This window comes from Flavobacterium sp. LMO6, from assembly GCF_009495795.1.
Lineage (GTDB): Bacteria > Bacteroidota > Bacteroidia > Flavobacteriales > Flavobacteriaceae > Flavobacterium.
Genome location: NZ_WIBH01000006.1, coordinates 19,127 through 36,969, shown reverse-complemented (window position 1 = coordinate 36,969; position 17,843 = coordinate 19,127). Strand labels below are relative to the sequence as shown.

The following is a 17,843-nucleotide window of genomic DNA, read 5'->3' as shown; positions in this document are numbered from 1 at the left end:
CAACACAAATGGAAAATATTATTTTAACACACAAAGAAATTACTCATAAAACAAAACGTATTGCTTATCAAATTTTTGAGACTTTTGTAAATGATGAAGAAGTAATTTTAGCAGGAATCGCAACTAATGGTTTTATTTTTGCTCAAAAAATAGCAAATGAATTAGCATTAATTTCTGACTTAAAAGTAACGCTTTGTGAAGTTAAAATCGATAAACAAAATCCACAAAAAACAATAACAACTTCAATTCCTGCAACAGCATACCAAAACAAGTCTTTAGTTTTAATTGACGATGTTTTAAGTTCTGGAACTACATTAATTTATGGAGTTAAACACTTTTTAGAAGTTCCATTAAACAAATTTAAAACAGCAGTTTTAGTGGATAGAAATCATAAAAAATACCCGGTTAAAGCTGATTTTAAAGGACTTTCTCTTTCAACTTCATTACAAGAGCACATACAAGTGGTTTTTGAAGAAAATAATTCGTTTGCTTATTTAAGCTAACATTGTTAGTAGTTCTTTCACAATATCGTCAACTGACTTATCGTCAACCATAATTGTTTTTGTAGCTTGATGATAATAATAGTTTCGATCAAATAAATGCTTATTAATAAAATCATTTAATGAGGCTTCATCTTGGTTATTCAACAATGGTCTTTTAGACTTTTCATTAATTAATCGGCTAACTAAAGTGGCTGTTGTAGCTTTTAAGTAAACAGAAAATATATCTTCTCTCTGCAATAATTCATGATTATTGTAATAACATGGAGTACCTCCTCCCAAACTTAAAACAAAGTCTTCATTTTTGTCTAAATAGGTTTTTAAAACTTCGTTTTCTTTTTTTCTGAAAAATATCTCTCCTTTATTTTGAAACAATTCAGAAACAGAATTTTGAGTTATTTTTTCAATTTCATTATCTAAATCATAGAAAGGAATTTGTATTTTTTTTGCTAAAAATTCACCAACCACAGACTTACCACACCCCATATAACCTAACAATACTATTTTCATAAATAAATAATCCCCTATAAATTAAAGGGTTAAGAAATTAATTTTAAAAAAAGACAAATTTATAATAAATTACCATTGCAAACTAAATAAATGTTTATATATTTGCACCCGCATTCAAGGAAATAAATGACTTGGTAGCTCAGTTGGTAGAGCACATCACTTTTAATGATGGGGTCCTGGGTTCGAGCCCCAGCCAGGTCACTACATTTTTTCCCCTTGAACGCTACGACTTGGTAGCTCAGTTGGTAGAGCACATCACTTTTAATGATGGGGTCCTGGGTTCGAGCCCCAGCCAGGTCACAAAATAAAAAGTTAAGCATTTTGCTTAACTTTTTTCATTTAAGGTCATGTGGAGAAACGGTAGACTCGCCATCTTGAGGGGGTGGTGCTCGCAAGGGCGTGAGGGTTCAAATCCCTCCATGATCACTTTTAACTTCTCTCATTTTCAAAAAAACATATTTGTTTAGCTTATTTTGATAATAATTAAACATTTTTTTTTAGATAAAACATATTTGTTTACTTTTTTTATTACTTTTGTTAAACAAAATTAATTTTAAAATGAACAATGTAAAAAATGTTTTCAGTATTAAAGACTTAGAAAATCTTTCTGGTATAAAAGCACATACTATTCGTATTTGGGAAAAACGCTACAACGTTTTGGAGCCAATGCGTTCTGATACTAACATTCGTTCATACGATATTAAAAACTTACAAAAGCTTTTAAATATTGTTTTACTACATAATTACGGGTATAAAATTTCAAAAATTGCAACTTTAGATCAAGCACAAATAAACAAGCTATCTAACGATATCATTTCTGAAAAAAGCGCTAAAAATCATGCCATAAGTACTTTTAAAATGGCTATGATGAATTTTGATCAATCCTTGTTTTTTAATACTTACAACGAACTTTTAAACGAAAAAACATTTAAAGAAGTTTTTTATACTGTATTTATACCCCTAATGCAAGAATTAGGTTTCTTATGGCAAACGGAAACAATTTCACCATCGCATGAACATTTCATTACGTATTTAATTAAACAAAAATTATTAATTAATACCGAAAAGGTTCAAGTTTTAGAACCCACTAAAAACGATAAAGTTTTTGTATTATTCCTTCCGTTAAATGAAATACACGAATTAGGATTAATGTATTTAAACTACGAAATATTACTAAACGGCTACCAAACTATTTATTTAGGAGAAAGTATTCCAACTAATAGTCTAGTTGACTTAAAAAATTCATTTGAGAAAATTACTTTTGTAAGTTATCTTACGGTAGAACCAAATCAAGAAGAAATCAACGATTATATAGTTGATATGCAAACAAAACTTTTAGATAATACCAATCACGAATTATTGTTATTAGGAAGAATGACGCAATTTATAACTACAAAAGAACTATCAAAAAACATACATTTATTTAGTAGTATTGAGGAGCTAGCAAATACTTTGTAAAAAGATTTGTTTTGTTTAACTTTTTTATTATTTTTGTTAAACAAATTATATTCAAGTGAGTAAAAAAATTGCAATAATTGGATCTGGATTTTCTGCATTATCTGCAGCTTGCTATTTAGCAAAAGCGGGCAATAATGTTACTATTTATGAAAAAAACAGCACTATAGGTGGAAGAGCCCGTCAACTTAAAAAAGAAGGATTTACTTTTGATATTGGTCCAACATGGTATTGGATGCCTGATGTATTTGAGCGTTTTTTTGCAGATTTTGGTAAAAAACCGTCTGACTACTATGAATTGATTAAGTTATCTCCTGCTTATCAAGTTTATTTTGGTGAGCTAGATTTTGTAACTATTGCAGATAATTTACCTGAAATAGTAGCTACTTTTGAATCTATTGAAAAAGGAAGTGGTAAGGAACTCGAGCAATTCATGGCAGAAGCTAAAAGTAATTACGACATTGCTATTAGAGATTTAGTATATCGCCCAGGAGAATCTCCATTAGAATTAATTACTTTAGAAACTGCAAAAAAAGTAAATCAGTTTTTTAGCAACATTAAAAAGGATGTTCGTAAAAGATTTAAAAACATGAAATTGGTTCAAATTTTAGAATTTCCAGTTTTGTTTTTAGGTGCTAAACCAAGTGATACGCCATCATTTTATAATTTTATGAATTTTGCCGATTTTGGTTTAGGAACATGGCATCCTAAAAACGGCATGTATTCTGTTATATTAGCAATGGAAGCACTTGCAAAAGATTTAGGTGTAAAAATTGAAACTAATGCTAACGTTGAAAAAATTGATGTTACAAATGGTAAAGCAACAGGCATTTTAGTGAATAACAAAATCGTAGCTGCTGATATCGTTTTAAGTGGTGCTGATTATCATCATTCAGAAACATTATTAGAGAAAAATTACCGTCAGTATTCTGAAAATTATTGGGAAACCAAAACATTTGCTCCTTCTTCACTCCTATTTTATGTTGGTTTTGATAAAAAAATTGAAAATGTAGAACATCATTCTTTATTTTTTGATGTAGATTTTGATATTCATGCCGAAGCCATTTACGACAATCCAAAATGGCCTGAAGATCCACTATTTTATGCGAGTTTTCCATCGAAAACAGACGATAATTGTGCGCCTGAAGGAAAAGAAGCGGCTATCTTTTTAATTCCGCTAGCTCCTGGTTTAGAAGACACTAATGAGTTAAGAGAAATTTATTTTGAAAAAATAATTTCACGCCTTGAGCGATTAACCAACCAAAAAGTAAAAAATAATATTATCTTTAAAGAATCGTTTTGCGTAAATGATTTTATAAAAGATTATAATTCATATAAAGGGAATGCTTATGGTATGGCAAACACACTATTACAAACCGCTTTTTTAAGACCTAAATTGAAAAGTAAAAAAGTGAAAAACTTATATTTTACCGGACAATTAACTGTTCCAGGACCTGGAGTTCCTCCATCATTAATTTCTGGAAAATTAGTATCAGATTTAATAGAAAAATATAAATAAGCATGAAAGCACTATTTGACAAAGTTTCTAATGATTGTAGTGTAAAAGTTACAAAGGCATACAGTACTTCATTTTCTAGTGCTGTAAAAATGTTAGCACCTAGTATTAGACAAGATATTTACAATATATATGGTTTTGTTCGCTTTGCAGATGAAATTGTAGACTCATTTCATGATTACGATAAAGCATTTCTGTTTTCTAAATTTGAACAAGATTTAACTGATGCTTTAGAACACAAAATAAGTTTAAATCCAATATTAAATTCATTTCAATATACGGTAAACAAGTACAATATTCCACTAGAAATGATTGATGCTTTTATGAAAAGTATGAAATTAGATTTAAGTAAAAGTGAATACAAAACAACAGAAGAATACCAAGAATATATTTACGGATCAGCCGACGTAGTGGGTTTAATGTGCTTAAAAGTTTTTGTAAACGGAAATGAAGAAAAGTACAATGAATTAAAAGATTCAGCTATGCGATTAGGTTCAGCTTTTCAAAAAGTGAATTTCTTGCGCGATTTAAAAGCTGATTTTGAAGATCTAAGTAGAACTTATTTTCCAAATACCGATTTAAATCATTTAGATGAAAAATCGAAACAAGAGATTATTGCAGATATTGAAAGTGATTTTGAAGCTGCATTTGAAGGAATTAAAAATCTCCCGTTAGAGGCTAAATTTGGTGTTTATACAGCATATCGCTATTATAAAAAGTTATTAAAAAAACTTCAAAAGACACCTTCACTTGAAATTAAAAACACGAGAATAAGAGTCTCAGATTATCAGAAAGTACAATTACTAGCAAGATGCTATGTTAAATATCGATTAAACATTATTTGATGATTGTTTAATGATGGTTGATTTGTCATGCTGAACTCGTTTCAGCATCTTTAAATAAAATATAATTATTAAAAATTATAATATTATGTGGTTACACGTTTTTGTTTTTTTTACAACGTTTTTTATTATGGAATTTATGGCGTGGTTTACTCATAAATACGTAATGCATGGTTTTTTATGGAGTTTACATGCCGATCATCATAAAAAAGATCATGATTCTTGGTTTGAGAGAAATGATGCTTTTTTTATTTTTTATGCCATTGTTAGTATCACCTGTTTTTACACTTGGAGCACCGGCTCTTTTGAATTAGGTTTATCAATTGGTTTAGGCATTTTAGCTTATGGAATTGCCTATTTTTTAGTTCATGATATATTTATACATCAACGTTTTAAAATATTTAGAAACGCTGATAATAAATATGCAAAAGCAGTAAGAAGAGCTCATAAAATGCATCACAAACATATTGGAAAAGAACACGGAGAATGTTTCGGAATGTTGATAGTTCCTTTTAAATATTATAAAAACTAATAAATCCCGCAGTAGCGGGATTTATTTTATTTCATTAGTTGCTGTAAAGGTTTGAGTTGCTCTAAATCGAGATTCGATTTTTGAAGTAAATTCAGCATGTTCATTATATGAGTAGGATTCATATCGTTTCCTAAAACTCTTACAACGGCAAAACCGTTTTCTTTTTTTCCAGCTAATACCACAAATTCTTCAATATGTTCATCATCATTGCCTACAAAATAAATAGCGGCACCATCATTACCTGAACCAAATTTCATTAATTGTTGGTAGGTTTCCTCTTTTAAAATAGCCTTTACTTCTTTTATTTCCGTTTCGTAACCCGTTACATCAGTTGAATCTGATTTAAAAGCTATAACATTCATCTTATCAAACGATTCTAAAGCTGCTTTTTCGGTTTCAGACATCGCAACTTTATCTGTTTTAATGATATTAGGAGCTAAATCAATCGCAATAAACTTGGAAGATTCTGTGTTTTTTACAAAATACTTTTGAAGTGTTGGTTTGTCATTGCAACTCCAAAGTAAAATCACACTTGAAACAAGTAATACTAACTTTTTCATGGCTTATTTTTTAGAAGCTTTTTTCAAATCATCACCACCTGGCAAGCTCATTTTTTCTGTTAACATAGAAATTTCATCTAAATTAAAATTTCCTGTTAACGATAAAACAATTGTATTAGCATCTTTCATATTCGCTCCTTCAATAAACATTAAAAGCTCTTTTACGATATTTTCATTTGCACCAGTCTTAACGTAAATTTTCACGTTTTTACCATCGCTATTCACTCGCATTAATTCTTCTAATGGATTTGATTTTAAGTAAGTCATCACAGTTGCTTTCATATCTGCACTAATTTTTGCATTACTAGTTGTAAACACTTTTAAGTTGTCTAATTTTTTTAGTAAATTAAAATATTGCTGTAATTCTTTATCTTTTGGATCAGCTTTAACTTTACTCATCATTTGAAACATCGTTTTATTCACAATAACCGATTGAATCATTGGATTGTCTTCATATTTATCAAATGCTGTATTTTGAGAAAAAGAAACTATTGATGCCATTAAAAATGCTATAACTACTACTAAATTTTTCATTGCTTTTATTATTTAAAAATTGTTTTTTTTGTTTTTTCATATTCTTCTAAATATACTACACTTTCCATGCCAATGTTTACTTGTTCTGAAACCATTAACAAGGCTTTCTGTGTAGCGGCAAAGGCTTCCTCTGGATTATCATATGTTCCTAAATCTTCATTATTAGGAACCGAAGGATAAAAATAAAAGGTTGCCAATCCAAAAAGCACTACAAAACTTGCTGCGATACCTATCCATTTTACAGATCTTTGTTTTCTAGGTTGTAATGGAAGTTTTTGTTTGAATTGCGTTTCTTTTTGTGTTTCAAAGTAACCAAAAAGCGATTGATATTTTGCCAAATGTGGCACCACATCGTTTGAAGAAAAATAGGCCTTTAATTGTTTCTCTTCTGCTATTGTAGTTTCTCCTTGAAAGTATTTTTCCAATAATTGTTCAACTAACTTGAGTTCCATAATTATGTGTTTTTTCTATTTGTTCTCTTAAGGTTTTTCGTGCTCTTGATAAAGCTACTCGAACCGCTGTTTCATTCATTTCTAATACTTGAGCAATTTCTGAAAATTCGTATTCTTCAATTTCTCTAAGTTGCACAATCAATCGTTGTTGTTCGGGTAAATCGTTCATTAACTTTTCTGCCCATTGCAACGTATTTTGATGTTCTATCTGTGTTTCAACACTAGCTTGCTTGTCTTGATAATTATTATGTACAATTTGTAAATTAGTCGCTCTCTTGCTTTTTAACTGATCTAAACAATAATTTTTTGTCATTGTCATTGCCAAAGCTTCCACACTATTATATTGCGCTAAAGCATCATTTTTATTCCACAACCTAACCATTACTTCCTGAGTAGCATCTTCAGCTTCTTCAGTACTCACTAACATTCGCTTTGCTAAACGAAATAGTTTGTCTTTAAAAGGAGTTATAATTTGTATAAACTCGATTTGATTCATTTGTAATAGGTTGGTTTATAATGAAGACGAATGTAAATTAATTTTGTTACAAAATAAAAAAAGGTTTTGATAAATAATTACCAAAACCTTTTAAATCCAATTAATTATATAAAATTAAAACATGAAATTTAAACCTAATTTATAATTTCTTCCTCTGGTATTGTAACCTATTATTTCTTGAAAATCTTCATTCAAAATATTAGTCACAGCTCCAAAAACTTGCAAACGATTTGGCAATAACTCATATGAAATATTTGAATTTACTAATTTATAAGCCGATAAATCAACCGCTTGCGTTGCCCAAATATTCGAATTATAAAATGCGTCATTTCTTTGATCTACATACTGATATTGTATTCCGAATGTTCCTCTTTTAAATAGATAACTTACATCTACATTTCCTTTATGTTTTGGAATTAGTCGATTTAATTGTTTCTCAACTTGTGTAAAAGTGTAATTTCCACCTATATTGAATCTTTCAGATAATGTGTAACGAACGCTTGCTTCAACTCCTTTTGCGTTGTAAGTTCCATCAATATTAATATAATAGGATTCAAATGTTGCTGAATTGTAATAGAATCCGAATGTGTTTTCTTCTTCTCTATAAAAACCAACTGCATTAATAGTCAACTTCTTATCCAATAATTGCGATTCAAAACCAAATTCTGCCGTAGCATTTTCTTCTGGCGTTAAGCCTAAGTTTCCGTAAGGTCCGTATAATTGATATAAACTTGGCGTGATATATCCACCACTAATTGAGCCTAAAATCTTTAATGGTAAATTTTTAAAAGTATAGCTTGGATTAATATTTAACACATAATATGTATCATATTCACTGTGAAAATTTAACCTAAGACCAGCATTCAAATTAAAACCGAAATTAGAATTATAAACAAAATTTGCATACGGATCTAATAAATTGAACTTCGCTCCTTCTCTTGCAACATCAGTGTAAGCATCTTTTTGCGTCATATCGAAATATTGATATTGCACACCTAAAACTAAATATACTTGCTTGCTGAAATTGTATTTATTGAAAGCATCAATCGAAGCACTTCGTCCTGAATAATTATAATTATCAATCGTTCCCGACCACGAATTTGAAATATTTAAAACTCTATCAATAGTTGAAGCTCCAGCATTAATTGCAAATTCTCCTTTATTGTATTTGTATTTTGGCAAAAATCCAATTCTGAATTGTTCTGAAAAACTATTATTGTTCAAATCATCAGAATTTGCAATAAAACCGTCAAACGAATTGTCAAATGTGTTTTTGATTCGGTCATAATTCCCAAAAAACTCAAAACTTAATTTATCATTTGCTTTGAAACCTATTTTCTGCAACACATTCACTCTCGAAAACGTATCTTCTTCAAAATCTTCTCCTGCTGCTTCCGACATTCCTTTGGTTTCCGTACTGTTTAAAGTTGTCATGTACGAAACTTTATTGATAGTTCCGTTTACCGATAATCCTTGATTGAAATCTTGTGCACTCGTTTTTGAAGTTTCCGAAGTATTTTGCGTTCCCATATTGATGTACGCATTACCTGAAATTTCTTTTTTAGCTGATTTTTTCAACGTAATATTGATAACTCCAGTCGCAGCTCCAGTCCCGTATAACGTACTTGAAGCGCCTTTCATTACTTCAATTTTCTCAATTTGTTCCACTGGAATCAAACGCAAATCATATTCGATATTAATTCCTGAAGCATCAGAAACTGGAACACCATCAATATAAATGGCTACTTGACGATTGCGACCACCACGAATGTAATAGCCTAAATTTTTACCGTTAAACGATTGATTTCCGTTGATTTCAACTCCCGCAACTTGACTCAACACATTTGCTAAATTTTGACCTTTTTTAGCTTCTAAGTCTTGCGCGGTAATCACTTCAATAATTTTACCTGATTTTTCTTTGCTTTGCGCAAATTTTGTGTCCGAAACAACAACTTCTTTTAAATTAGTAACTTTTAGCGTATCTGATTCTTGAGCATACGCAAAAGCAGTAGCCAGTGTAAATACACTTAAGCCAATAAACTTTTTGTTCATTTTAAGGTTAATAAAATTTTAATAAATTGGGGAGAAAAGCACAGAATTTACCCATACTCAAACTTTTTTTCCCGAAAGTTTGTTACTCAATGAATGTGGCAGGTCTCCTGGCTTGCGTCTTGTTATCAACCTTCTCACCACGCAAGGCGTGGCAATGGTAATGTAGATAATAACAAGCTTTATAGCTTACAGTTGCGGGTACAGCTTAGGTCTTACACCTAATTCCCTTTTAATGTTGTTTTGAAAAATTCAGAAACAACAACCAAAATTCGAGGGCAAAGGTAAATAATTTTTAAAAGTTTCCTAATTTTTAAGGTTGCATAATAAAATTTCAAGTAATTCGTTAAAACAAACAAAAAGGTATGCTCAAAAAAATCTCATATTTAATTCTACTAACATTTCTAATATCATGTAAAAGTAAAATCCAAGTAATTGAATATACATCTGAAAAATATGGTCAAGCAATAACTGGAGAAACATTAAATATGTTTAAAAGGAAAGATATAACTCAAACTAAGACAATATCAGATAAAGATGTCTTGAATGAATTTTATCACATAAAAAACGAAATTGAAAAAAGAGGTCAAGATGATTTCTTAAAAACAATGATTTATCTTTATGCCTTTACTAACAAAAAAGACACTATTTATACAGTAGCTCTAAAATCAAAAGATTCTACCGAATATGACCGTTACATAAAAATTTGGAAATACAAAGGAAAAACTTTGAGATACTCCTCAGATATTATAACTGTAGAAACTGTTAAAAACTAAAATCTACTTCTTCTTATTCATCTTACGCCACAACCAAATAAAGCCAATAACAAAATGTGCTAAAATAATAGTTGCTACTGCATAAAGGAAAGCGTTTGAATCTGTTCTCATGTTTTTTTTATGACAAATTTAGTGGTTTTTGATAAATCGTTTGGCATCATTTGTTACATATAATCTGTTTTTGAATGTAAAGTACTACTTTTGCAAAAAAAAAATTCATGCGCCATTATTTCTTGTTAGTCGTTTTATTTTTGGGATTTATCCAATGTAAAGAATCAGAAAGTTCTGTAAATCTGAATACTACTGTACAAAATAGCATTCAACATGCGGAAGGATTTTCTATTGAAAAACACGAAGGTTTTTCGATTGTAAAAGTTTCGAATGCTTATCCCGAAGCTGAAGATAATTACATTTATATTCTTCATAAAAAAGGCGTTCAAATTCCAGATAGTTTACAACAATTTACTTCGATTGAAGTGCCAATTAAAAAAGTAATTGTAACCTCAACCACACATATTCCAGCGCTAGAATCATTAGGTGTAGAAAACACATTAATTGGTTTTCCAACCACAGAATATATTTCTTCTGAAAAAACAAGAGCATTAATTGATGCTGGAAAAGTGAGAGATTTAGGTTCCAATCAAGGATTAAATACCGAAGTTATTTTGGACATTCAACCTGATGTAATCGTTGGATTTAGTGTGGATGGTGATTTAAAAACTTACAAAAACTTAGAAAAAAACGATCAGAAAATCATCTTCAACGGAGATTGGACAGAAAAAACACCTTTAGGAAAAGCGGAATGGATTAAGTTCTTTGGCGCTTTGTACGATTTAGACGAAAAAGCAACTGAAATTTTTAACTCGATTGAGAAAGAATATAATTCGGTATTAACATTAGCAAAAAATACAAAAAACCAACCGACTATTTTTGCAGGTGCTATCTACGAAGACCAATGGTTTTTACCACAAGGCGATAGTTGGGCGGCCTATTTCTTAAAAGAAGCTAACGGAAATTATCTATGGAAAGACTCCAAAGGAACGGGAAGTTTAGCTTTATCATTCGAAAGTGTTTTAGACAAAGCCAAAGATGCTGATTTTTGGATTGGTCCAGGGCAATTTGGTTCAATTCAACAAATTTTGGATAATAATCCAAACTACATTCATTTCAAAGCGGTTGCAAACAAAAACGTTTACTCATTTAGTACCAAAAAAGGCAAAACAGGTGGCGTAATTTATTACGAATTAGCGCAAAATCGACCAGATTTGGTTTTGAAAGATATTGTAAAAATTTTACATCCTGAAGTGTTGCCTGATTATGAGTTGTTCTTTTTTGAGAAATTAAAATAACGTAATTTAGCCAAAAAATTAACGCATGCCATTAACCAAAAAACAAAACTTAATTTTCATCATCTTACTTTTAGTAATGGTGTTTTTGTTTTTGGTGAATATTAGCTTAGGTTCCGTTTCTATTCCTATAAAAGAAGTGGTTAACGGACTTTTATCGCAAGACATGAGTAAGGAAAGTTGGGAAATTATTCTGTGGAATTTCCGTTTCCCAAAAGCCATAACCGCAATTTTAGTAGGAATCGGACTTTCGATGAGCGGATTGTTGATGCAAACGTTGTTCAGAAATCCGTTGGCTGGACCTTATGTTTTAGGATTGAGTTCGGGTGCGAGTTTAGGAGTTGCGTTTATCATTTTAGGAACTGGATTTTTACCCACTTTTATCTCTTCCTTCTTTTTATCAAATTACGGAATAGTAATAGCTTCTAGTTTAGGTAGTTTTTTAGTCTTGATGGCCGTTTTATTGGTTTCTCAAAAACTAAAAGACACTATGGCAATTCTGATTGTAGGATTGATGTTTGGAAGTTTTACTAGTGCTATAGTTTCAGTTCTATCTTACTTTACTACGGCTGAAAAATTGCAGAAATTCACGTTTTGGTCCATGGGAAGTATTTCTAATTTATCATGGAATGAAATTTCACTTTTATCCGTTTTTGTTGTCATTGGAATTGGAATTAGTTTCATGGTGATCAAACCTTTAAATGCTTTATTATTAGGAGAAAAATACGCACAAAGTATCGGAATCAACTATAAGAAAACTCGTTTTTTAATCATTATCGCCACCAGTATTTTAGCAGGAAGCATTACCGCTTTTGCGGGTCCAATTGCTTTTATAGGTTTGGCCGTTCCGCACATCGCTAAATTATTGTTTCAAACGAGTAATCATTTGGTATTGTTTTGGAGTACACTTTTGGTTGGCGCTATTGTAATGCTTTGTTGTGATACCATTGCGCAAGTTCCAGGAAATGACATAACCTTACCTATTAATGCGATAACTTCAGTAATTGGAGCACCAGTAGTTATTTGGTTGTTGGTTAGAAAGAAACGATTTTAATTATGAACAACCAAAATTTCACCATACAAACCAAAAACCTTTCGATTGGCTACAAAACCAAATCGGAAACAATTACTATTGCTCAAAACATTAATCTTGGTTTAGAAAAAGGGAAATTAATCGCTTTAATTGGTGAAAACGGAATTGGGAAATCAACATTGTTAAAAACAATAACCGGAATCATTCCTTCTTTACAAGGTGAAATTACGCTATTAAACAAACCGCTTCAAAGTTTTAAACCACTTGATTTAGCGCAAGAATTAAGCATCGTTTTAACCGAAAAATTACCACCAAGTAATTTAACGATTTACGAAATCATCGCTTTAGGAAGACAGCCATATACTAATTGGTTGGGAACTTTATCTGAAGAAGATAAAATTAAAATTAATGAAGCCATTGCCTTAACTGAAATTGGTCATTTAATTCATAAAAAACACGACGAAATTAGCGATGGTCAGTTGCAAATTGCACTTATAGCAAGAGCTTTGGCGCAAGACACTTCGATTATTATTTTGGACGAACCTACAACCCATTTAGATTTGGTTCACAAAGCGACTTTGTTGAAATTATTGCAAAAATTAACCCATGAAACTGGTAAAACCATACTTTACTCTTCACATGATATTGATTTAGCTATTCAAATGGCGGATGAAATGATTGTTTTTACTCCGACTCAAATTGTGCAAGACCAACCCTGTAATTTAATACAAACCGGAATATTTAATACACTTTTCAATACCGAGCACTTAACTTTTGATGCAACTATTGGTAAGTTTAAAATTAAATAGATTTATCTCAATTTTACCTTTTGTTTAACGTTCATCATTAACTATTTTTATAATTTTACTAAAAAAAATTATGAAGTATTTATACATTACACTAATATTAGCGAGTTTGAATAGTTTTGGACAATTAAAAACAGTAGATTATTTTGATGGCAATCAAAAGCTAGAAGGTTTTTTTGCTAAGTCTTTAAAAGCAAATCCTAAAAAAATTGGTGTAGTTGTTTTACCCGCTTGGATGGGAATTGATGCACACGCAAAAGAATCAGCTGAAGCATTGGCAAAACTTGGTTATCATGCTTTTGTAGCTGATATTTATGGTGTTGGAAACAATCCGAAAAACACAGGAGAAGCTGGAAAAAATGCAGGTTTTTACAAAAATAATCCATTAGAATATCAAAAAAGAATTCAGTTGGCTATTGATGAATTAGTGAAAGCTGGAGCTGATGTAAATCAGATTGCGGTGATTGGTTATTGTTTTGGAGGAACAGGTGCTATTGAAGCAGCTAGAGGAAATTTAAACGTAAAAGGCGTAGTTTCTTTTCATGGTGGTTTAGGAAAAGCTGCGAATAGCCCAACGAATGAAATTAAAACAAAAGTTTTAGTGTTACATGGAGCAGATGATTTTTATGTTCCTGCGAAAGAAGTGGAAGCTTTTCAAAACGAAATGCGTGAATCTAAAGCAGATTGGCAAATGAATTATTATGCTAATGCAGTTCATGCCTTTACACACAAAGATGCCGGAAGTGATAACAGCAAAGGTGCTGCTTACAACGAATTAGCCGATAAAAGAAGTTGGGAAGCGATGAAAACTTTTTTTATGGAGATTTTTAAATAATAATTAAATGAATTTTAAACCAATTCTAATATTTATTCTATTATTTGAATCCATTTTATCCCAAAATGTAGAAATAAAGATTGAAAATATTACTCAAAAATTGGCATCTAAAAATAAGTTAGATGTCAATTACTTAAATATTTTAGATAGTTTATCTAAATCAGAATCGGTTATTGAATCATACAATGAAAACGAATTAATAACCATTTTAGATAAAAATAATGATTTTAAAAAATTAGTAGCATTTTATTATATTGTTGGAATTAATGAACAAAAAAGCATAGAAATATTACTTAAAAATATTAATAATCCAAAAGTTATTACATTCAACATGCCTGATTTTTATGAATCAACTTTTGGTGATGAACTTACTAGAATTACTTTTCATAAAATGAAAGAGAATAAGTCTAGTAATTATGATGATTTCGTGAAGTTTATAGAAAATTTGATTTTAAATGATGCTAATTCTAATAGCATCTTCAAAGCTGGACTAATTAAAAATCTTGAGATCATTGAAAAAAATCATGAGCTTCTTAGAAAAATTGCCAAAGAAAAAAAATTTCCTGAATCAATAATACAATTAGCAAAATTTAAAAATAAAAATGATATTGAAATCATAATTAATTATTTGATGGACGAAAAATATAATGTTTATGGAATTAAAGCAGTTCAGAACTTCCCTAATAATTCTTTTCTTCCTTATTTAATCAAAATATTCAAAAAAGATTGGAAAGAAAGATATTTCAATTTTCCAAAATGGAGAACTTTATACCAAACTCTTACCTTTTATCCTGATTCACCGGAGATACATGAAGCTTTCAAAAAAACGATTTCTACTAGGAATAAAAAGAAAAGAAAATATTTGTCAAAATATTTAGACATAGCATTAATAAAATATCCAAATCCAAAATTTGAAGTTTATAAAAATAGTTTGAATTACAATAGAAACGATTATCTATTTGATTTAGAACTAAATGCTGAATAATTTCACACATCAAAACCACTCACTTCTACAACTTCTCCGGCTTTCAAATCATTCAAATGAATATTTCCTACACGCACACGAACCAATCGTAATGTAGGAAAACCAACTGCGGATGTCATTTTTCGCACTTGACGAAATTTACCTTCGGTTAAAGTTATCGAAACCCAAGAAGTTGGACCGTGTCGTTCATCTCTGATTTTTTTTCCTCTTTCACCTAAATTGGGAATCGTTTCTAAAATAAAAGCGTTGCATTTTTTAGTCAGGTATTTTTTTCCATTAAAACCAATTTCAACTCGATTTTTAAGTTTTTCAATGGCATCTTCAGTAATTAATCCATCTACTTGAGCGTAATATTCTTTTTCAACTTTTTTGCTTCGTACAATTTCACTCATCATGCCATCAGTGGTTAATAAAAGTAAGCCTTCTGAATCTTCATCTAAACGCCCAATAGCCATTGTGTTTTCAGGAAAATCATATATTTCTCCTAGTAATTTTTTAGGTCTTTTTAGTTCATAAATAAACTGCGATAAATAGCCATAAGGCTTATGAATAAGGAAATGATGATGCATGTTAAATATTTGCTACAAAAATACATTTTTCAAATTTGAAGTTTGATTTAATTGCGTATTTTTACATTTTACAATTCATTTATGCCAGAATCAATGCTTATTTTAATTACGTTTATTGTTGCACTTGCCATTGGACTTTTCCTTGGAAAGATGCTTTTTACTGCTAAATCACAATCTGAAAAATCAGGTTTAGAAGAACGAATCAATGGTTTTTTAGGTCAAATTGAACAATTAAAAATTCAGTTTCAAACCGAAAGAAATCAGTTTGAAAAATCGTTTGCCCAACTTTCATCTGAAAAAGAAAACCTGCAAAAAGAAAAAGAATCGTTAGCTATTCATCTAGCCAAAAAAGAAAATGATTTTGATAATTTATTGGAAAGAAATAAAGAACAAAAGCAAGAAGTAGAACAACTTCAGGAGAAATTTACTAAAGAATTTGAAAATTTAGCCAATAAAATTCTGGAAGAAAAAACGGTTAAATTCACCGAACAAAACAAAGAGAATTTAAAAAATATCTTGTCGCCTTTACAAGATAGAATTCAACTTTTTGAAAAGAAAGTAGAAGACACGCACAAAGAGAGCATTGATTATCATGCGGCTTTACGTCAGCAAATATTGGGACTTCGTGAAATGAACGAACAAATGAGCAAAGAAACCATCAATTTAACCAAAGCCTTAAAAGGTGATAGTAAAATGCAAGGAAATTGGGGCGAATTGGTTTTGGAACGCGTTTTAGAAAAATCAGGCTTAGAAAAAGATCGCGAATATTTTGTTCAGCAAAGTCATACTACCGAAGATGGTAGTCGTGTTTTTCCGGATGTTATCATTAATCTTCCAGATGGAAAGAAAATGATTATCGATTCAAAAGTAACGCTTACGGCATACGAACGCTATATTAATGAAGAAGATGATAATCTGAAAAACCAACATTTAAAAGAACATGTGGTTTCAATAAATCGTCATGTAGAACAGTTAGGCAACAAAAATTATCAGGATTTATACCAAATGGAAAGTCCGGATTTCGTTTTATTGTTTGTTCCTATCGAATCGGCTTTTGCTATAGCTTTAAACGAAGACACAACTTTATACAACAAAGCTTTTGAGAAAAATATTGTAATCGTTACACCTTCTACCCTTTTGGCTACTTTACGCACCATTGATAGTATGTGGACGAATCAAAAGCAGCAAGAAAATGCGATTGAAATTGCACGTCAGGCGGGCGCTTTGTATGATAAATTTGAAGGTTTTGTTTCCGATTTAATTAAGATTGGTAAAAAAATGGATGAAGCCAAGTTAGAATATGGAGCTGCCATGAACAAACTTACAGAAGGCAAAGGGAATTTAATTACTAGTGTTGAAAAATTGAAAAAAATGGGAGCCAAAGCAAAAAAATCGCTTCCAGAAGCCATATTAAAAAGAGCAGAAAATAATCCTAACGAATTAACTGAAGAAAATTAACATCTTATGCATACTGCCAATACCGTTGCCGCTTCAAAAATTACATTATCAGAATTAATGTTACCATCACATTCTAATTTTAGTGGAAAAATACATGGAGGCTACTTATTAAGTTTAATGGATCAGATTGCATTTGCAAGTGCTTCTAAATTTTCGGGTTGTTATTGTGTAACGGCTTCTGTAGATACTGTAGACTTTCTAAATCCGGTTGAAATTGGAGAATTAGTCACCCTAAAAGCTTCAGTAAATTACGTTGGTAATAGTTCAATGGTTGTAGGTATTCGAGTTGTTTCAGAAAATATTCAAACGGGTAAAGTAAAACACTGTAATTCAAGTTATTTTACAATGGTTGCAAAAGACGAAAATAGCATTAATGTAAAAGTTCCCAAATTAATTTTATCCAACTTTGAAGAAGTTCGTCGTTTTTATGATGCAATTAGAAGAATTAGTCAAAAGAAGAAACTAAAAACATTGGAAGAAAAGTTTGACCATTCTTCTGAAGCTGTAATTGAGAATTTAAAAAATTACAATGTAATTGTGAAAATTAACAATTAAAACACATTTATTTTAAAAAAATATTATATTTGTT

Annotated in this window: 20 protein-coding genes, 3 tRNA genes and 1 riboswitch; of the genes, 16 read left to right on the top strand and 7 right to left on the bottom strand. The window is 30.4% G+C overall.

Annotation, left to right across the window (positions count from 1 at the left end; translation table 11 throughout):
- Positions 1-8 precede the first annotated feature (8 nt).
- On the top strand, positions 9-503 hold the full coding sequence (locus GFJ99_RS07605) for a phosphoribosyltransferase family protein (protein WP_008253753.1): 495 nt from the start codon (positions 9-11) through the stop codon (positions 501-503).
- On the opposite strand, the gene GFJ99_RS07600 is transcribed toward GFJ99_RS07605, so the two are convergent.
- Entirely contained in the window at positions 495-1,010 is a 516-nt protein-coding gene (locus tag GFJ99_RS07600; protein WP_153208218.1) for a shikimate kinase, read from the bottom strand. The two genes, GFJ99_RS07605 and GFJ99_RS07600, sit on opposite strands and share 9 nt — an antisense overlap.
- A 128-nt stretch (positions 1,011-1,138) precedes the next feature.
- Here GFJ99_RS07600 and GFJ99_RS07595 point away from each other — a divergent pair.
- From GFJ99_RS07595 to GFJ99_RS07565, 7 genes are all read left to right on the top strand, one after another.
- Positions 1,139-1,211 (top strand) — tRNA-Lys (locus GFJ99_RS07595).
- 26 nt (positions 1,212-1,237) lie between these two features.
- Positions 1,238-1,310: transfer RNA gene (locus tag GFJ99_RS07590), tRNA-Lys, on the top strand.
- Between the two features lie 43 nt (positions 1,311-1,353).
- Positions 1,354-1,436, top strand: a tRNA-Leu gene (locus GFJ99_RS07585).
- A 132-nt stretch (positions 1,437-1,568) separates the two neighbouring features.
- Positions 1,569-2,468, top strand: coding sequence for a MerR family transcriptional regulator (locus tag GFJ99_RS07580; RefSeq protein ID WP_153208217.1), 900 nt, complete (start codon positions 1,569-1,571; stop codon positions 2,466-2,468).
- A gap of 55 nt (positions 2,469-2,523) precedes the next feature.
- Positions 2,524-3,984 (top strand): phytoene desaturase family protein, encoded by a 1,461-nt coding sequence (locus tag GFJ99_RS07575; RefSeq protein WP_162523940.1) that lies wholly within the window; start codon positions 2,524-2,526, stop codon positions 3,982-3,984.
- Positions 3,985-3,986: 2 nt separating this feature from the next.
- A complete protein-coding gene (locus GFJ99_RS07570) occupies positions 3,987-4,826 on the top strand; it encodes a phytoene/squalene synthase family protein (RefSeq protein WP_153208216.1) in 840 nt (279 codons plus the stop codon).
- Between the two features lie 85 nt (positions 4,827-4,911).
- A complete protein-coding gene (locus GFJ99_RS07565; RefSeq protein ID WP_008253768.1) occupies positions 4,912-5,355 on the top strand; it encodes a sterol desaturase family protein in 444 nt (147 codons plus the stop codon).
- A gap of 26 nt (positions 5,356-5,381) precedes the next feature.
- Here the strand turns inward: GFJ99_RS07565 and GFJ99_RS07560 are convergent, their stop codons facing one another.
- The 5 genes from GFJ99_RS07560 to GFJ99_RS07540 form a co-directional block, all read right to left on the bottom strand.
- A complete protein-coding gene (locus GFJ99_RS07560) occupies positions 5,382-5,915 on the bottom strand; it encodes a DUF4252 domain-containing protein (protein ID WP_153208215.1) in 534 nt (177 codons plus the stop codon).
- Positions 5,916-5,918: 3 nt separating this feature from the next.
- Positions 5,919-6,449, bottom strand: coding sequence for a DUF4252 domain-containing protein (locus GFJ99_RS07555; protein WP_153208214.1), 531 nt, complete (start codon positions 6,447-6,449; stop codon positions 5,919-5,921).
- 8 nt (positions 6,450-6,457) lie between these two features.
- Positions 6,458-6,901, bottom strand: coding sequence for a hypothetical protein (locus GFJ99_RS07550; RefSeq protein ID WP_153208213.1), 444 nt, complete (start codon positions 6,899-6,901; stop codon positions 6,458-6,460).
- A complete protein-coding gene (locus GFJ99_RS07545; RefSeq protein ID WP_008253778.1) occupies positions 6,882-7,397 on the bottom strand; it encodes an RNA polymerase sigma factor in 516 nt (171 codons plus the stop codon). The genes GFJ99_RS07550 and GFJ99_RS07545 overlap by 20 nt, the downstream gene beginning before the upstream one ends.
- Positions 7,398-7,511: 114 nt before the next feature.
- On the bottom strand, positions 7,512-9,449 hold the full coding sequence (locus GFJ99_RS07540) for a TonB-dependent siderophore receptor (protein ID WP_153208212.1): 1,938 nt from the start codon (positions 9,447-9,449) through the stop codon (positions 7,512-7,514).
- 79 nt (positions 9,450-9,528) lie between these two features.
- Positions 9,529-9,731, bottom strand: a riboswitch (cobalamin riboswitch).
- Between the two features lie 80 nt (positions 9,732-9,811).
- Between GFJ99_RS07540 and GFJ99_RS07535 the strand changes: the two genes are divergently transcribed.
- The 6 genes from GFJ99_RS07535 (at position 9,812) to GFJ99_RS07510 (ending at position 15,227) form a co-directional block, all read left to right on the top strand.
- Entirely contained in the window at positions 9,812-10,222 is a 411-nt protein-coding gene (locus tag GFJ99_RS07535; protein WP_153208211.1) for a hypothetical protein, read from the top strand.
- A gap of 218 nt (positions 10,223-10,440) precedes the next feature.
- The gene (locus GFJ99_RS07530; RefSeq protein ID WP_153208210.1) at positions 10,441-11,571 is read left to right on the top strand and encodes an ABC transporter substrate-binding protein; all 1,131 of its coding nucleotides are present in this window, start codon (positions 10,441-10,443) and stop codon (positions 11,569-11,571) included.
- A gap of 25 nt (positions 11,572-11,596) precedes the next feature.
- Positions 11,597-12,622: an iron ABC transporter permease gene (locus GFJ99_RS07525; RefSeq protein ID WP_153208209.1), complete on the top strand. Its 1,026-nt coding sequence runs from the start codon at positions 11,597-11,599 to the stop codon at positions 12,620-12,622.
- 2 nt (positions 12,623-12,624) lie between these two features.
- Entirely contained in the window at positions 12,625-13,410 is a 786-nt protein-coding gene (locus GFJ99_RS07520) for an ABC transporter ATP-binding protein (RefSeq protein ID WP_153208208.1), read from the top strand.
- 70 nt (positions 13,411-13,480) lie between these two features.
- Positions 13,481-14,242: a dienelactone hydrolase family protein gene (locus tag GFJ99_RS07515; RefSeq protein WP_153208207.1), complete on the top strand. Its 762-nt coding sequence runs from the start codon at positions 13,481-13,483 to the stop codon at positions 14,240-14,242.
- 7 nt (positions 14,243-14,249) lie between these two features.
- Entirely contained in the window at positions 14,250-15,227 is a 978-nt protein-coding gene (locus tag GFJ99_RS07510; RefSeq protein ID WP_153208206.1) for a hypothetical protein, read from the top strand.
- A gap of 2 nt (positions 15,228-15,229) precedes the next feature.
- On the opposite strand, the gene GFJ99_RS07505 is transcribed toward GFJ99_RS07510, so the two are convergent.
- Positions 15,230-15,796, bottom strand: coding sequence for a pseudouridine synthase (locus GFJ99_RS07505; protein WP_153208205.1), 567 nt, complete (start codon positions 15,794-15,796; stop codon positions 15,230-15,232).
- Positions 15,797-15,877: 81 nt separating this feature from the next.
- On the opposite strand from GFJ99_RS07505, the gene rmuC reads away from it, so the two are divergent.
- Positions 15,878-17,254 carry a DNA recombination protein RmuC gene (gene rmuC, locus GFJ99_RS07500; protein WP_153208204.1) on the top strand — a complete coding sequence of 459 codons (1,377 nt, stop codon included), beginning with the start codon at positions 15,878-15,880 and terminating at the stop codon, positions 17,252-17,254.
- 6 nt (positions 17,255-17,260) lie between these two features.
- Positions 17,261-17,809, top strand: coding sequence for an acyl-CoA thioesterase (locus GFJ99_RS07495; RefSeq protein ID WP_153208203.1), 549 nt, complete (start codon positions 17,261-17,263; stop codon positions 17,807-17,809).
- Positions 17,810-17,843 lie beyond the last annotated feature (34 nt).